The following is a 14692-nucleotide window of genomic DNA, read 5'->3' as shown; positions in this document are numbered from 1 at the left end:
CCCATGGAAGCAGTGGCTGAAACCCAGAGCGTCTACCGGCAGGCCTTCGATGCCGGTGACGACGGCCGCCCGGCCTGGCTCGCGCCGCTGCGTCGGCGTGCCATCGAGGCCTTCGAGGCCCGCGGCCTGCCCGGCCCCAAGCAGGAGCCCTGGCGGAAGACGCCGCTGGCGCCGCTGACCGGGCAGAGCTTCCCGGTCGCCGACGGCGGTGGTTCGGTATCGCCGGAGCTGGCGCGGCGTGTCGGCGAGCTCGCCGGCGAGGCGCACCTGCTGGTCTTCGTCGACGGCACCCTGGACACCGGGCTGTCGAACCTCGGCGAACCCGGCCGCGGGCTCACCGTGGCGCCGCTGTCCGAGTACGGCGACGACGCCCCGGCGGCGGTCACCGATCGTATCGGCAGCGGTGCGCCCATCGCCGAGCAGCCGTTCGCGGCGCTCAATACCGCCTTCTTCCGCGACGGCGCGTTCGTACACGTTGCCCGCGGCCAGGCGGTGGAGCGGCCGGTGGTCGTGGTGCACGTGGACACCGGCGAGGCCGACGGCCGCGCCGTCTACCCCCGCGTGCTGGTGCACGCGGAGTCGGCCGCGGAGGTGCGGTTCATCGAGCACTTCATCGGTGCCGACGGCGCCAACACGCTGACCGCGCCGGTCACCGAGGTCATCGCCGAGGACGGCGCCATCGTCACCGGCTACCGCCTGCAGGAGGCCGGCGACGGCGATCTCCACGTGGGCACGGTCCACGTCGCCGCTGCCCGCGACGCGCAGGTGGCGCTGCACGCCTTCGCCACCGGGGCGCGCCTGGCGCGCACCGACGTCCACGCGGACATCAACGACGCGGGCGCCGACGTGACCCTCAACGGCCTGTATCTCACCCGTGGCCGGCAGTTCTGCGACTTCCACACGTGGGTGAACCACAACACCGAGCACGGCACCAGTCACCAGCTGTTCAAGGGCGTGCTCCAGGGCCGCTCGGAGACGGTGTTCGACGGCGTGGTGCGGGTGGCCGAGGGCGCCCAGAAGACCGACGCCCAGCAGCAGAACCGCAACCTGCTGCTCGACAAGCTGGCGCTGGCGCACTCCAATCCGCGGCTCGAGATCTACGCCGACGACGTCAAGTGCGCCCACGGCTCGACGGTGGGCGAGCTCGACGACGAGGCGCTGTTCTACCTGCGCTCCCGGGGCATCGGCCCGGCGGACGCCCAGGCCATGCTGACCCTGGCCTACGCCAGCGAGATGCTGCAGCCCATCCGGCTGCAGACGGTTCACGATCACGTGCGGGGACGGCTGCTCGAGTGGCTGCCCGGCGACGAGACGGTGAGGAGCGTGATATGAGCACCGTGGAGCCCGTGACGGAGCATCAGGCGCCGGTGTCGGCCCATCGCGAGGATTTCCCCATCCTCGCCCGGCCGATGAACGGCCGGCCGCTGGCGTTCCTCGACAGCGCGGCGAGCGCGCAGAAGCCGGCGTGCGTGATCGACGCCGAGGCCCGCTGCTATCGCGAGTACTACGCCAACATCCACCGTGGCGTCTACCAGCTCTCGCAGCGCTCGACGGACGCCTACGAGGGGGCGCGCAAGCGCGTGGCGGCGCTGCTCAACGCCCCGGATCACCGCGAGGTTGCGTTCGTGCGGGGCACGACCGAGGCGATCAACCTCGTCGCCCACAGCTTCGTGCGCCCGCAGCTGCAGCCGGGTGACGAGATCCTGATCACCGGCATGGAGCACCACTCCAACATCGTGCCGTGGCAGCTCATCTGCGAGGAGACCGGGGCGAAGCTCGTGGTCTCGCCGGTGACCGACACCGGCGAGGTGGACGTCGACGACTTCCGCGGCCGGCTCGGCCCGCGGACGCGGTTCGCGAGCATCACCCATGTCTCCAACGCCCTGGGCACGATCAATCCCGTCGCCGAGATGATCGCGGCCGCGCGCGAGGCCGACGTGCCGACGCTGGTGGACGGCGCCCAGGGCGTGCCCCACATGGCGGTGGACGTGCAGGCGCTGGGTTGCGATTTCTACTGCTTCTCGGGGCACAAGCTCTACGGTCCCTCGGGCGTCGGTGCCCTGTGGGGGCGTTTCGAGCTGCTGCGGGGCATGCGCCCCTACCAGGGTGGCGGCGAGATGATCCGCTATGTGACCTTCGAGAAGTCCGATTTCGCGCCGCCGCCGCAGCGTTTCGAGGCGGGTACGCCGAACATCGCCGGCGCCATTGCCCTGGGCGAGGCCGTGGACTACGTACGCGGCATCGGGCTGGAGCGCATCGGCGCCCACGAGCAGGCGCTGCTGGCCTACGCCACCGAGCACCTGGAGGCCATCGAGGGGCTGCGCATCATCGGCAATGCCGCGCACAAGGCGGGGGTGATCTCCTTCGTCCTCGACGGCGTGCATCCCCACGATATCGGCACCATCCTGGACCAGGAGGGGGTCGCCGTGCGCGCGGGGCACCACTGCGCGCAGCCGGTGATGGACCGCTTCGGCGTGCCGGCGACGGTGCGCGCCTCCTTCGGCCTGTACAATAGCCGGGAAGACGTTGACGCGCTGGTCAACGCCCTCCATCGAGTCAAGGAGTTCTTCGGCTGAATGTCTGAGCTGCGCGATCTGTATCAGGAGGTCATCCTCGACCACAACAAGCACCCCCGGAACTTCCATCCGGTGGATCCGCACTCCCACGAGGCGGACGGCTACAACCCGCTGTGCGGCGACCGCGTCCACCTGGAGCTGCAGGTCGACGACAACGGGGTGATCGAGTCCATCGGGTTCCAGGGCGACGGCTGTGCCATCTCCACCGCCTCCGCCTCGATCATGACCGAGGCGCTCAAGGGCCACACGGTGGAGGAGGCGAAGGCGCTGTTCGAGCGCTTTCGCCACCTGGTGACCGAGGACGACGCCGAGGTGGACCCGTCCATGGGCAAGGTGGCCGTGCTCGCCGGTGTGCGCGAGTTCCCCATGCGCGTGAAGTGCGCCACCCTGGCGTGGCACACCTTCGACGCGGCGATCCGGGAAGCGGGCGAGTTCACCGCGGAGTGAGCGCACGAGGCCGCGGGCCGTCCCGCGCGTAGCGAGCGACGGAGAACCATGAGCGAACAGGCAACCGTCATCGAGGGGCCCGAGGGGCTGTGCGGGGGTATCGTCGAGGCCCTGCGCTGCGTCTTCGACCCCGAGATCCCCGTCGATATCTACGAGCTCGGGCTGATCTACGAGATCCGTGCTGACGCGGACGGCTTCGTGGACGTCATCATGACCCTCACCGCCCCGTCCTGCCCGGTGGCCGGGCAGATGCCCGGCATGGTCAAGGCCGCGGTGGAGCAGGTGGAGGGCGTGGTGGCCGCCGAGGTGGAGCTCACCTGGGAGCCGGCATGGACGCAGGCGCGCATGTCCGAGGCCGCACGGCTGCAGCTCGGCTTCTTCTGATCCTCCGTGACGCCCGGCGTGGGGGTTGAGTCCCGCCGCGCCCTGGGCAATCCTGTCGGAAAATCACGAGAACAGCATGGCAGCCGCCGTCGATGCGCGTCTGCACATGCCCGACAGGGGAGCCTTCTTGCCATGTCCCTGCTGCGAACCTGCCACCGCGCGGCGTGCGCGGCCGTCGTGACGCTCGCCGCTTCCACGGCGGCCCCGGCCGCTGACGGGGGCCCGTCGGCCGCGCCCAATACCGTGTTCGTTCTCGATGCCTCCGGGTCCATGTGGGGCCGGATCGACGGCGAGCCCAAGATCGCCATCGCCCGGCGTGTCCTCGGTGACCTGATCGAGGCCCGCGATCCGGCGGACGTGCTCGGCCTCGTTGCCTATGGCCACCGTCGCAAGGGCGACTGCAGCGATATCGAGGTGCTGGTCGAGCCCGGGAAGGGGACGGGGGCGGCCATCCGCAAGGCGGTCGACGGGCTCTCGCCCAAGGGCAAGACGCCGCTCAGCGCGGCCGTCCGGCAGGCGGCGGAGACGCTCAAGTACCGCGAGGACCGCGCCAGCGTGATCCTGATCTCCGACGGCCGTGAGACCTGCGACCTCGATCCCTGCGAAGTCGGGCGGCGGCTGGAGGAGACCGGGGTGGGCTTCACCGCCCACGTGGTCGGCTTCGGCATCGAGAAGGCCGACACACGTGACCAGCTCGCCTGTCTCGCCGAGTCCACCGGCGGGCGTTACCTCACCGCCGACACCGCCAACGAGCTCTCCCGCGCGCTGGAGACGGTCAGTGCCGCACCGGCCACCGTCGACATCCGCATCGAGGCCGTGGACGGCGAGGGCGGTCCGGTGATCGGCCACGGTCTGCGCTGGAGCCTGACCCGGAAGGGCGACGGCGAGCGGCTCCTCGATAACGAGGGCATGGCGGCGGTGAACATGGCCCTGGAGCCCGCCGATTATCACGCGGAGGTACTCCGTATCCAGGACGAGGCCAGTGCCGAGCAGGACCTCACCGTCGAGGAAGACGGCGGGCAGCGCACCGTGACCGTGGCGCTGCCGCCGTTGCGTCCCCCGGCGAGCCTTGACGGTCCGGCATCGGCCCCGGCGGCCTCAAGCGTCCAGGTCCGCTGGGACGGCCCCGACGGCAAGGATGATTACGTCGCCGTGGCGCGTCCCGACGCGGCGGCCCGGGATTCCATCCGTTACGCCTACACCCGCAAGGGCGATCCGGCGATGCTTACCATGCCGCCGGAGCCCGGCGCCTACGAGCTGCGCTACGTCCAGAGCGAGGGCCGCAAGGTCCTGGCGCGGCGAGAGATCACCGTCGAGGCGGTGGGGGCGAGCCTGGATGCCCCCGAGACGGCGCGGGCCGCCGAACCGGTGCAGGTGCGCTGGGAGGGCCCGGACTACCAGGACGACTACATCACCGTCGCCCGCCCGGACGATGGGCCGCGGGACTATGAGGGTTACACCTATGCCCGGAAGGGCAACCCGCTGACCCTGACCATGCCTGCCGATCCGGGGACCTACGAGCTGCGCTACATCCAGCGCGAGGGCCGCAAGGTCCTGGCGCGGCGAGAGATCACCGTCGAGGCGGTGGGGGCGAGCCTGGATGCCCCCGAGACGGCGAAGGCGGCCGAGCCGGTGCAGGTGCGCTGGGAGGGGCCGGACTACCAGGACGACTACGTCACCGTCGCCCGCCCGGATGACGGGGCGCGGGAGTACGAGGGCTATACCTACACCCGCGACGGCAACCCGCTGAGGCTGACCATGCCACCGGAGGCGGGGACCTACGAGCTGCGCTACATCCAGCACGAGGGCCGCAAGGTTCTGGCGCGGCGAGAGATCACCGTCGAGGCGGTAGAGGCCGGCCTGGATGCCCCGGAGACGGCGAAGGCCGCGGAGCCCGTCCTGGTTACCTGGCAGGGTCCGGACTACCAGGACGACTACGTCACCGTTGCCCGCCCGGATGACGGGGCGCGGGATTACGAGGGCTATACCTACACCCGCGACGGCAACCCGCTGAGGCTGACCATGCCGCCGGAGGCGGGCACCTACGAGCTGCGCTACATCCAGCACGAGGGCCGGAAGGTCCTCGCGCAGCGCCGGATCACCGTCGAGCCCGTGGAGGCGAGCCTCGACGCGCCGGCCAGGGCAGCCGCCGGTGGGTCGATCCAGGTGCGCTGGCAGGGACCGGACTACCGGGACGACTACGTCACCCTGGCGCGCCCGGACGACGGGCCGCGGGACTACGAGAGCTACACCTACACCCGTGATGGCAACCCGTTATCCCTGTCCACGCCGGCGGAGCCGGGCGCCTATGAGCTGCGCTATATCCAGCACGAAGGCCGGCGGATCATCGCCACCACGCCGCTGGAGGTCATCCCGGCGGAGGAGTGAGCCGCGAAGCTACGGTGGCGGCCGCTACAGGCGATAGATGACGCGAACCGCGCCCCAGTGGCGGCCGTTGACCGTCACCGGCGCGGAGGCGTCGCGCACCAGCCGGAACTCGCCGCCGCCCATGTCCCGGCGGTAGACCTGCAGCAGGAACGGCTTGCGGTTGCGGGCCGCGGCGAGACCGACCCGGTCGCTGAAGATCCGGCGGTTCCGCGCATTGGCCGCGTTCCACTGGGGCTCGCCCGGGCGCTGCGCGTGGGAGACGTGCAGCGCGTGGGTGGCGATGTAGCCGTGGTCGTCCGTGGTGCAGCACGCGCTGATGTGCTCGTCGCCGTTGTGCACCGGTTCCTGGATCGGCGGCAGCACCCGGTCCGTGAACTCCGTGTAGCGGCTGAGGTACTGCTGCGGGTCGGTCCCGTCGATAGGCCGGTAGTCCCGGTCGAAGAGGTCCCGCTCGCTGATCTCCCCCGCGGCGACGGCCGCCTCGAAGGCGCGGCTCACCGCGTCGGCGGTCTCCTGCGCCGTGGTGATGTAGGGGTGGTCCGGGGTCTCCGCCTCGCTCTCGCAGGTGATATTGACGATCTCCTCGGTAATGCCGAGGAGCCGCTGGACCCGCTCGTTGGTCTGGCGCAGGTTCTCCGCGGAACCGTTGACCTCGTCGGTCAGCGCGTTGAGCCCGGAGACGGTCTCGCCGCAGTGTTCGTCGATGGCTCCGACCGCCGTGCTGATCTCGCGCGCGTGGGAATCGACGTTGCTTACCGTGTCAGTCATCGTGTTGATGACCTGGCGGATGGTCTGGGCGCCCTCGGTCACCCGCTCGGCCTGGGTATGGCTCGCCTCACCGCGGGCGACGAGGTTGCGTACCCGTTCGCCCAGGTCGGAGAGGGTGTGGTCGATCTCGCCGGTGGCATCGCCGGTCTGGTCCGCGAGCTGCTTGACCTGTTCGGCGACCACGGCGAAGCCGCGGCCGGCCTCCCCGGCGCGGCTCGCCTCGATGGTGGCGTTCAGCGCCAGCAGGTTGGTCTGCTTGGCGATGGCCGCTATCCCCCGGGCGACCTCGCTGATCCGGTTCAGGGCCTCGTCGAGGCTGGAGAGCTCGCTGCTGGTCTCCGTGACCGTGCCTGCGAGCTCCTGAATGTCATCGATGGAGCGCTCGATGGTCGCCCGCGAATCCTCCATCTCGGAGGCTGCGTTGCTGGCGAGCTCCTGCGTGGTGTGTGCGGCCGTGCGCACGGTCTCATTGTTCTCCGCGAGGCGGTCGGCGAGCTCGCGCAGGCGCGAGAATTCCCCGGCCTCATGATCGACATGGGCGCTGACGCTCTCCACCGAGCCGGCGATATCCACCAGCTCGATGCCGAGACGGCCGGTCCGCTCGGCAATCCTTTGCATCAGCTCCTGCTCGCCGCCTTCTCCCGGGCGTTCCTCCGCGGCTTCCGCCGCATCGTTTCGACGCAACCAGCGCATGCCTGTCCCCTTCCTCATCAGTGTCGCCGATCCCGGCGTATGTTCTATTCCTATACGCACATGTTATCGGCACCATAAGAAAAATTTGAGGGGTGGGCATTGCGCCATCCCATGACCCGCGGACACGGATAATGCGTATTGGGTATAAAAATGGGGTTGCTTAATCCCTTTGAGTATATTTGAATACGCGCATCCAAATACCGGTTTCGTGGAGTCACTGCAATGATCAGGAACATGTTCAGGGCCGGCGTGGCCCTTGCCGTACTGCTCGCCGGCGGCGTGGCGGCCGCGGCAGTGCCGCCGCTGGTCGGTCCGGACTGGCTCGCTGGTCACCGGGGCGACGCGGACGTCGCGGTGCTGGACGTGCGCAGCCCGATCGACGGCGGTGACGAGGTCGCCTTCGCCGACGGCCACATCCCGGGCTCGGTGGACGCCGGCTACACCAGCCATCCCTGGCGGGTGACGAAGGACGGCGTTGTCGGCAAGCTGCCGCCCGTCAGCGAGCTGGAGTCCCTGGTCGGGGGGCTGGGCGTGGACAACGGCGATACGGTGGTGATCGTCCCTGCCGGCACGGGCCCGACGGACTTCGGCAGCGCCGCCCGCGTGTACTGGACCTTCCGCGTGCTCGGGCACGACCGCGTGACCATTCTCAACGGCGGCTATCGCGGCTGGGTCGCGGCGGGCAACGAGGTGGCGACCGGTACCGTCTCTCCCCAGCCGGGTGATTTCGATGCGGATTTCCGCGAGGGCATGGTCGTGTCCACGCGGGACGTGGAGAACGCGGAGACCCGCGGAATCCAGCTCGTGGACGCGCGGCCGTCGGACTACTTCAAGGGTGACAAGAAGCATCCCGAGGCACGGGTGGCCGGCACCATCCCGGACGCGGTCAACATCCAGCACCAGCGTTTCCTCTCCGGCGGCGACGTCTGGCGCTTCGACCAGGACCGCGTGGACGCGGTGCTCGGTGACGTCTCCCTGGATGGCGACCGCCGCCCGGTGAGCTTCTGCAACACCGGCCACTGGGCGTCGACGACCTGGTTTGCGCTCTCCGAGGTCCGCGGCGAAGACAACGTCGGCCTCTACGACGGTTCCATGGTGGAGTGGACCGCTGACGAGTCGCACCCGGTGCAGGTCGCCAAGCAGGGCCTGGCGCGGATCCTCGACTTCTTCGGCGGCTGACCATGGCCAGCGTCAATCCAACCTCCGCCACCACCTCACCGGGGGCCGCCGCCGTCGACGGCGCCCGCCGGGTGGATGGCTTCGTCGTTGCCACCGCGCTCGCCGGCCTGGCACTGCTCGGCGCGCTGATCTGGCTCGAGGCCCCGATCGACCGGCTCTGGCTGCTGCTCATCGGTGCCGGCCTGGGCGTCGCGCTCTACCACGCGGCCTTCGGCTTCACCGCCGGCTGGCGCAACCTGGTAACCAAGCGCCGCAGCGGCGGCATGCGTGCGCAGATGCTGCTGCTCGGCATCGCCACCGTGCTGATCGTGCCGGTGCTCGGCTTCGCCGGGGAGCTCGGGCTCGCCGGTATCAGCGGCACCCTCGCGCCGGTGGGCACGTCGCTGGTCGTGGGCTCGTTCCTGTTCGGTTTCGGCATGCAGCTCGGCGGCGGCTGCGGCTCCGGGACGCTGTTTACGGTGGGCGCGGGGAATGTGCGCATGGTGATCACGCTGGCGGCGTTCATCGCCGGCTCCGTACTCGGCACCATGCACCTGCCCTGGTGGCTGGACCAGCCCGGGTTCGACCCGGTGAACCTGGTCACCGGCCTGGGCGTGGTCCCCGCGGTGGCGTTGCAGCTTGCCGTGCTGGCCGCGCTGGCGTGGTGGTTCGCGCGCATCGAGCGCCGTCATCACGGCGCGGTGGACCGGGTGATCCTGCGCCGGCCGGAGAACGGCTGGGCGGCGACCCTGTTCAAGGGCGGCTGGCCGCTGCTCTGGGGCGCGGTGGCGCTGGCGGTGCTCAACCTCGCGACCCTGGTGGTCGCCGGCTACCCCTGGGGTATCACCTTCGCCTTCGGCCTGTGGGGGGCGAAGATCCTCCAGGCGGTGGGCGTGGATATGGCCCACTGGGAATTCTGGACCTGGGATTACCCATCGCTGGCGCTGAAAGACAGCCTGCTGGTGAACATCGTCTCGGTGATGGACTTCGGGCTGCTTCTCGGCGCGATGCTCGCCGCCGGCATGGCCGGGCGCTTCAACCGCGCCAGCCGGCGGCGGTTGTCCGCCGGGCCGGTGGCCTCCGCGGTGCTCGGCGGTCTGGCGATGGGCTACGGGGCACGGCTCGGCTTTGGCTGCAACATCGGTGCGATGTTCAGCGGCATCGCCTCGGCCAGCCTGCACGGCTGGATCTGGTTCGCCTGCGCCTTCGCGGGTTCGCTGTTGGGTATCCGGCTGCGGCCCCGGATGGGTCTCGAGAACTGAGGGGGCGGTAATGACACAGCGACGCGACTACAGCCGGTGGCGGGTGCTCGCGGTCCTCTTCGGGCTGCTCGTGCTCATCCTTGCCGACCATATCAACTCGGCGACGTTCGCGCTCAACAGCGGGCAGGGCGGGGTGGAAACCAGCTATTCCCAGCTCGATGAGAGCGCCTGCGCGCCCTGTGGTGCGCCGTGTCCCTCCAGGCGCGAGGGTGACGGATAGACAGGCCGGCCGCCGGGCCGGTGCCGGCCGTGCTGCCGAGGGGATGGGCGCGCCCTGTCCCCGGTGGTAACCTTGCTGCCATGACCGTCCTGCTGCGTTCACTGCTCGTGATGCTCGTTCTGGCGCTTGCCTCCGGCGGCGTCGGCGTCGCGTCGGTGCGGGTGCCCGCCAACGAGGCGCCCTGTGCACGGAGCGTTGCGGACGCCGATACCGGCGGCTGCATGACCGTTGCCCCGGAGCAATGCCCGACGTGCCCGCAGGCCGCGGTCATCTCCCGTTCCCCCGTTTCCGCCCTGAGGGCGTTCGCGCGGGCGGTGGCGCCCGTCCGGGCGCCGGTCCCGGCGCTGCGTGCGGCCTGGACCGATCCCCACTACCGTCCCCCCGCGCTCCGCGGCTGATTCCTCCCGGATTATCCGACCCGGTCGCCGCCGTTCCAGGTGCCGGTGTCGCCGTTCAGCGAATCGAAACGGAGTCTTCAACATGAATCATCGAATCGTACGGGTGCGCGGGCGTGCACGCCGGATGCTGTCTGCCATGGCCTTCGTCACCGCGGTGCTGGGGAGCTCGGCCGCCGTGGCCGCACCCGTCACCGTCTACAAGACCGCCACCTGCGGCTGCTGCGAGGCGTGGGTAACCCACATGCGCGAATCGGGCTTCGAGGTGGCGGCGAAAGACGTCACCCAGGCCCGCCTCTACGAGATCAAGCAGGCCGCCGGCATCGGCCGGGAGGCGGCCTCTTGCCATACGGCGTTTATCAACGATTATGTGATCGAGGGGCACGTGCCGGCGCGGGACGTGCGGCGGGTCCTGGCGGACGCGCCCGACGGCGTGCGCGGTCTCACCGTCCCGGGGATGCCGCTCAGCGCCCCGGGGATGGACGTGCCCGGCCGTTCCGAGCGTTATCAGGTACTGGCGCTCGACGGGGCGGGTGGTACCCGGGTGTACGCCACCCATGGCCAACGCTGATCGAATGGCTCGGTTTTCAGGAGGAATACACCGATGAGATACAAGACACCACTGCTTGCTGTGACGATGGCCGCGGCCCTCGGTGTGGCCGGCGTTGCCGCCGGCCACGGCGGCTCTGACGATGATATGCCCATGTGGCACAACGGCGCCGGCGGTATGCCCTCCATGATGGGCGGGCGTGGCGCCCCGGGTGCCGGCTACGGTCCCGGCATGATGGGCGGTGCCGCCCCGTATGGCGGTTATGGCCCCGGCATGGGCATGATGCACGGCGGCCCGGGCATGATGATGGGCGGTTACGGCGCCGGAATGGGTATGATGTACGGCGGCCCGATGATGGGCGGTGGCGGCATGGCCGGTGGCATGGGCTACTGGCTGCAGGCCCTGGACCTCAGCGACGAGCAGCGCGAGCGTATGCTCGAGCTGCGCCGTACCTACCGGGAGGCCGCCTACGAGCGGATGGCGAAGATGGGCACGCTGATGGACGAGTTCCGCGCCGCAATGGCCGGGGACAAGCCCGATCCCGCCCGGATCCGTGATCTCCACGACCAGATGGCCGATCTCCAGGGCGAGCAGATCGCCCAGGCGGTGCGCCTGCGCAACGAGCTCACCGGCCTGCTCACCGACGAGCAGCGCGAGCAGCTGCGCGAGGCCCCGATGCCCTGGGGCGGGATGCACGGCGGCTGGTGAGCCGCAGGGGCGGCCGCCGGCCGCCCCTGCACCGACTGATGCCGTCGGGCACGCGGGAACGGTTCAGCGTTTCCCTAACGCCCCGGGATCGAAGTCGTCCACGTCGATCACCGTCCGGCGGGCCCGCCGGGCGGTTCTCAGCTTCTCCGCCTCCGCGTCGTCCACCAGTTCCGCGGCCCGTGCCGCGGTGATGTCGTCGCCGTCCGCGTCGACCCTGAGGGTCCCGGCGCGCAGGGCGTCGTGCAGTCGCCGCTCCAGCGGCGCGGCCGCCACCGTGCGTTGCAGCGCATCCTCCAGCGCCCCGGTGGCTTCGGCGGGATCGGCACTGCGGTAGATACCGCGCAGCAGGCGGTCCCGGGCGCTACCGGGCTGCATCGGCACGGCGGCCACGGTGCGCCCGAGGGCGTCGTCCGGCCCGCGCCGGCGCCGGCCCAGGGGGAAGATCAGCCCCCGCAGCAGCCAGGCGAGCGGCCGGGCGGGGAGGTTCGCCATCACCGCATCCAGGCGCGCCTCGATCAGTGCCAGTGTCTCCGCCATGACCCAGCGCACCACCGGCAGATCGCTGCGGGGGGAGCCGTCGTCGTGGAAGCGCTTGAGGGTCGCCGAACCGAGGTAAAGCAGCGAGAGTACGTCGCCGAGCCGCGCCGAGAGCCGTTCGCGGCGTTTGAGCGCGCCGCCCAGCGAGAGCATCGCGGCGTCCGCGCACAGGGCGAAGGCCGCGGCGTAGCGGGACAGGGCGCGGAATTCGTCCCGGGTGGCGTCGGCGCGTTCCGGGGCGGCGGCGACACGGGCGCCCGTGAGCCCGAGGATCAGTGAGCGGGCGGCGTTGGAGAGGGTGAATCCGGCGTGGGCGAAGAGCTCGCGGTCGAAGGCCGCGCGATCGCCGTCCTGCAGCGCGCGCATCTCGGCGAGGACGTGAGGATGGCAGCGGATCGCGCCCTGGCCGAATATCATCATGTTGCGCGTGAGGATGTTGCTGCCCTCCACGGTGATGGGGATGGGCGCGGTCTGCCACGCGCGGCCGAGGTAGTTGTTCGGCCCGAGGCAGATCCCCTTGCCGCCGTGCACGTCCATGGCGTCGGTGATCGAGGCGCGGGCGCGCTCGGTGAGGTGGTATTTCACCACTGCCGAGAGCACCGCCGGCGCCTCGCCCTGGTCCACGGCGGTGGCGGTCAGGGCGCGGGCGGCCTCGGTGACGTAAGCGTTGCCGGTGATACGCGCGAGCGCCTCCTGGACGCCCTCGAACTCGCCGATGGGCAGACCGAACTGCTCGCGCACCCGGGCATAGGCACCGGTGGTCCACGCGGCCATGCGCGCCTGCGCGGTGCCCGCCGACGGCAGACTGATGGAGCGCCCCACGGAGAGGCAGTTCATCAGCATGCGCCAGCCCTCGCCGATGCCCTCGCGCCCGCCGATCACCTGCTCCAGCGGGATGAACACTTCGTGGCCGCGGTTGGGTCCGTTCATGAACGCGGCGTTCAGCGGGAAGTGGCGCCGTCCGATCTCCACCCCCGGGGTGTCCGTGGGGATCAGTGCCAGGGTGATGCCGAGCTCGCCGGGTCCGCCGAGCAGGCCCTCCGGGTCGCGTGCCCGGAAGGCGAGTCCCAGCAGGGTCGCTACCGGGCCTAGCGTGATGTAGCGCTTCTCCCAGTTGAGACGCAGGCCGAGCACCTGCTCGCCGTTGACCTCCCCGTGGCAGACCACGCCGGTATCGGGGATGGCGCCGGCGTCGGAGCCGGCGAGCGGGCCGGTGAGGGCGAAGCAGGGGATCTCCTCGCCACGGGCGAGCCGTGGCAGGTAGTAATCGCGCTGGGTATCGGTGCCGTAGCGCAGTAGCAGCTCGGCGGGACCGAGGGAGTTCGGCACCATCACCGTGGAGCCCAGGTCGCCGCTGCGGCTGGCGAGCTTCATCGCCACCGCCGAGTGGGCCTGGGCGGAGAAGCCCTTGCCGCCGTAGGCGGCGGGGATGATGAGCCCGAAAAAGCCCTGCTCGCGGATGTATTCCCATGCCTGCGGGGGCAGGTCCAGGCGCTCGTGGGTCACCGCCCAGTCGTCGACCATCGCGCACAGGGTCTCGCACGGGCCGTCCAGGAACGCCTGCTCCTCGGGGCTCAGCGACGGTGCCGGGTAGTCCAGCAGGTTGTCCCAGTCCGGCCGGCCGGTGAACAGCTCCGCGTCCCACCACACGGTTCCGGCGTCCAGGGCAATACGCTCGGTCTCGGAGATTGCCGGCATCGCCGTGGCGGCCCGGGTGAAGGCCGGATCGCTGAGCAGCCGCCGGCGCAGCCGGACGTTGTTCAGCACCACCGCGACCGCGGCGAAGGCGGCCCAGGCGAGGATGTCCCAGCCCGGCGCGTGCCGGCCGAGCAGGGTGAACAGCGCCAGGTAGGCGGCTAAGGCCGCTGTCGCCGCCGTCAGCCGGGTACGCCGGTACGCGAGTGTGCCGACCAGTGCGAGGAACGCGAATAGCCAGAATACCGGGATCATGCCCGCCTCCGTTGCCGTGCTGTCGGTATCGTCGCCGGGGGGCGACGTCATGACCATACCCTAGCGTATGGTGGCCCGTCGGGGAACGATGCGCTGCGGCGGTCTGCTACCATGCAGACCTCGTCAACACTGCCAGGTCCGCGTTGCCGTCCATGACCACCACACTCGTCGAACACCGCCGTGGCCTCAACCTCCTTGGGTTCGGGTTCTGTGCCGCACTGCTCGCCTTTGCCGTCTACCTGGAGCACGTCCAGGGCCTGGAGCCCTGTCCGCTGTGCATCTTCCAGCGCGTCACCTTCGCCGCGCTGGGGCTGGTGCTGCTCGTCGCCGGCCTGCACGCCCCGCGCCGAGGGGGCGGCCGTGTCTATGCGGTGCTCGGACTGATCATCGCTGCGGCGGGCGTCGGGCTGGCGCTTCGTCACCTGTGGCTGCAGTCGTTGCCGCCGGACCAGGTGCCGGCCTGCGGCCCGGGGCTGAATTACATGCTCGAGACCTTCCCGCCGATGCAGGCGTTGCAGATGGTGCTATCCGGCTCCGGTGAGTGCGCCGAGGTGGATCGCATCCTCGGCGTCAGCATCCCCGCCTGGACGCTGGTCGCCTTCGTTCTGACCGGGATCGGGGGCGTACTGGTCAACTGGCCGGCACGCCGGCGCTGA

Annotated in this window: 14 protein-coding genes; 12 read left to right on the top strand and 2 right to left on the bottom strand. The window is 70.4% G+C overall.

Going from position 1 to position 14692, the window contains the following annotated elements; translation table 11 throughout:
- The first annotated feature begins 3 nt into the window (after window positions 1-3).
- The 5 genes from sufD (at window position 4) to ACEZHJ_RS09520 (ending at window position 5795) form a co-directional block, all read left to right on the top strand.
- Window positions 4-1332: a SufD family Fe-S cluster assembly protein gene (sufD, locus tag ACEZHJ_RS09540; protein WP_375036468.1), complete on the top strand. Its 1329-nt coding sequence runs from the start codon at window positions 4-6 to the stop codon at window positions 1330-1332.
- A complete protein-coding gene (locus ACEZHJ_RS09535; protein ID WP_163138885.1) occupies window positions 1329-2576 on the top strand; it encodes an aminotransferase class V-fold PLP-dependent enzyme in 1248 nt (415 codons plus the stop codon). The genes sufD and ACEZHJ_RS09535 overlap by 4 nt, the downstream gene beginning before the upstream one ends.
- The gene (gene sufU / locus ACEZHJ_RS09530; protein ID WP_018718166.1) at window positions 2577-3023 is read left to right on the top strand and encodes a Fe-S cluster assembly sulfur transfer protein SufU; all 447 of its coding nucleotides are present in this window, start codon (window positions 2577-2579) and stop codon (window positions 3021-3023) included. It abuts the gene before it with no gap.
- Window positions 3024-3071: 48 nt separating this feature from the next.
- Complete coding sequence (locus tag ACEZHJ_RS09525; RefSeq protein ID WP_163138886.1) at window positions 3072-3407, top strand: DUF59 domain-containing protein; 336 nt, start codon at window positions 3072-3074, stop codon at window positions 3405-3407.
- A 132-nt stretch (window positions 3408-3539) separates the two neighbouring features.
- Entirely contained in the window at window positions 3540-5795 is a 2256-nt protein-coding gene (locus ACEZHJ_RS09520) for a VWA domain-containing protein (RefSeq protein ID WP_375036467.1), read from the top strand.
- A 24-nt stretch (window positions 5796-5819) separates the two neighbouring features.
- Here the strand turns inward: ACEZHJ_RS09520 and ACEZHJ_RS09515 are convergent, their stop codons facing one another.
- Window positions 5820-7274, bottom strand: coding sequence for a methyl-accepting chemotaxis protein (locus ACEZHJ_RS09515; RefSeq protein WP_240466077.1), 1455 nt, complete (start codon window positions 7272-7274; stop codon window positions 5820-5822).
- Between the two features lie 204 nt (window positions 7275-7478).
- Between ACEZHJ_RS09515 and ACEZHJ_RS09510 the strand changes: the two genes are divergently transcribed.
- From ACEZHJ_RS09510 to ACEZHJ_RS09485, 6 genes are all read left to right on the top strand, one after another.
- On the top strand, window positions 7479-8435 hold the full coding sequence (locus tag ACEZHJ_RS09510; protein ID WP_163138887.1) for a sulfurtransferase: 957 nt from the start codon (window positions 7479-7481) through the stop codon (window positions 8433-8435).
- A gap of 2 nt (window positions 8436-8437) precedes the next feature.
- Window positions 8438-9676 carry a YeeE/YedE family protein gene (locus ACEZHJ_RS09505; RefSeq protein WP_205599714.1) on the top strand — a complete coding sequence of 413 codons (1239 nt, stop codon included), beginning with the start codon at window positions 8438-8440 and terminating at the stop codon, window positions 9674-9676.
- Between the two features lie 10 nt (window positions 9677-9686).
- The gene (locus tag ACEZHJ_RS09500; protein WP_018718160.1) at window positions 9687-9896 is read left to right on the top strand and encodes a hypothetical protein; all 210 of its coding nucleotides are present in this window, start codon (window positions 9687-9689) and stop codon (window positions 9894-9896) included.
- 80 nt (window positions 9897-9976) lie between these two features.
- Complete coding sequence (locus tag ACEZHJ_RS09495; RefSeq protein ID WP_163138888.1) at window positions 9977-10294, top strand: hypothetical protein; 318 nt, start codon at window positions 9977-9979, stop codon at window positions 10292-10294.
- Window positions 10295-10376: 82 nt separating this feature from the next.
- A complete protein-coding gene (locus ACEZHJ_RS09490; RefSeq protein ID WP_018718158.1) occupies window positions 10377-10862 on the top strand; it encodes a DUF411 domain-containing protein in 486 nt (161 codons plus the stop codon).
- 33 nt (window positions 10863-10895) lie between these two features.
- Complete coding sequence (locus ACEZHJ_RS09485) at window positions 10896-11549, top strand: Spy/CpxP family protein refolding chaperone (RefSeq protein ID WP_084594159.1); 654 nt, start codon at window positions 10896-10898, stop codon at window positions 11547-11549.
- Between the two features lie 63 nt (window positions 11550-11612).
- Here ACEZHJ_RS09485 and ACEZHJ_RS09480 read toward each other — a convergent pair whose 3' ends face one another.
- Complete coding sequence (locus tag ACEZHJ_RS09480; RefSeq protein WP_375036466.1) at window positions 11613-14087, bottom strand: acyl-CoA dehydrogenase; 2475 nt, start codon at window positions 14085-14087, stop codon at window positions 11613-11615.
- 101 nt (window positions 14088-14188) lie between these two features.
- On the opposite strand from ACEZHJ_RS09480, the gene ACEZHJ_RS09475 reads away from it, so the two are divergent.
- Entirely contained in the window at window positions 14189-14692 is a 504-nt protein-coding gene (locus ACEZHJ_RS09475; RefSeq protein WP_163138889.1) for a disulfide bond formation protein B, read from the top strand.

The sequence above is a fragment of the Arhodomonas sp. KWT2 genome (assembly GCF_041949875.1).
Taxonomy (GTDB): Bacteria; Pseudomonadota; Gammaproteobacteria; order Nitrococcales; family Nitrococcaceae; genus Arhodomonas; species Arhodomonas aquaeolei.
This window is presented reverse-complemented; position numbering and strand designations above follow the sequence as displayed.

Coding starts and splice junctions, on each gene's coding strand:
- sufD (WP_375036468.1), top strand. CDS start 4: ATGGAAGCAGTGGCTGAAACCCAGAGCGTCTACCGGCAGGCCTTCGAT.
- ACEZHJ_RS09535 (WP_163138885.1), top strand. CDS start 1,329: ATGAGCACCGTGGAGCCCGTGACGGAGCATCAGGCGCCGGTGTCGGCC.
- sufU (WP_018718166.1), top strand. CDS start 2,577: ATGTCTGAGCTGCGCGATCTGTATCAGGAGGTCATCCTCGACCACAAC.
- ACEZHJ_RS09525 (WP_163138886.1), top strand. CDS start 3,072: ATGAGCGAACAGGCAACCGTCATCGAGGGGCCCGAGGGGCTGTGCGGG.
- ACEZHJ_RS09520 (WP_375036467.1), top strand. CDS start 3,540: ATGTCCCTGCTGCGAACCTGCCACCGCGCGGCGTGCGCGGCCGTCGTG.
- ACEZHJ_RS09515 (WP_240466077.1), bottom strand. CDS start 7,274: ATGAGGAAGGGGACAGGCATGCGCTGGTTGCGTCGAAACGATGCGGCG.
- ACEZHJ_RS09510 (WP_163138887.1), top strand. CDS start 7,479: ATGATCAGGAACATGTTCAGGGCCGGCGTGGCCCTTGCCGTACTGCTC.
- ACEZHJ_RS09505 (WP_205599714.1), top strand. CDS start 8,438: ATGGCCAGCGTCAATCCAACCTCCGCCACCACCTCACCGGGGGCCGCC.
- ACEZHJ_RS09500 (WP_018718160.1), top strand. CDS start 9,687: ATGACACAGCGACGCGACTACAGCCGGTGGCGGGTGCTCGCGGTCCTC.
- ACEZHJ_RS09495 (WP_163138888.1), top strand. CDS start 9,977: ATGACCGTCCTGCTGCGTTCACTGCTCGTGATGCTCGTTCTGGCGCTT.
- ACEZHJ_RS09490 (WP_018718158.1), top strand. CDS start 10,377: ATGAATCATCGAATCGTACGGGTGCGCGGGCGTGCACGCCGGATGCTG.
- ACEZHJ_RS09485 (WP_084594159.1), top strand. CDS start 10,896: ATGAGATACAAGACACCACTGCTTGCTGTGACGATGGCCGCGGCCCTC.
- ACEZHJ_RS09480 (WP_375036466.1), bottom strand. CDS start 14,087: ATGACGTCGCCCCCCGGCGACGATACCGACAGCACGGCAACGGAGGCG.
- ACEZHJ_RS09475 (WP_163138889.1), top strand. CDS start 14,189: ATGACCACCACACTCGTCGAACACCGCCGTGGCCTCAACCTCCTTGGG.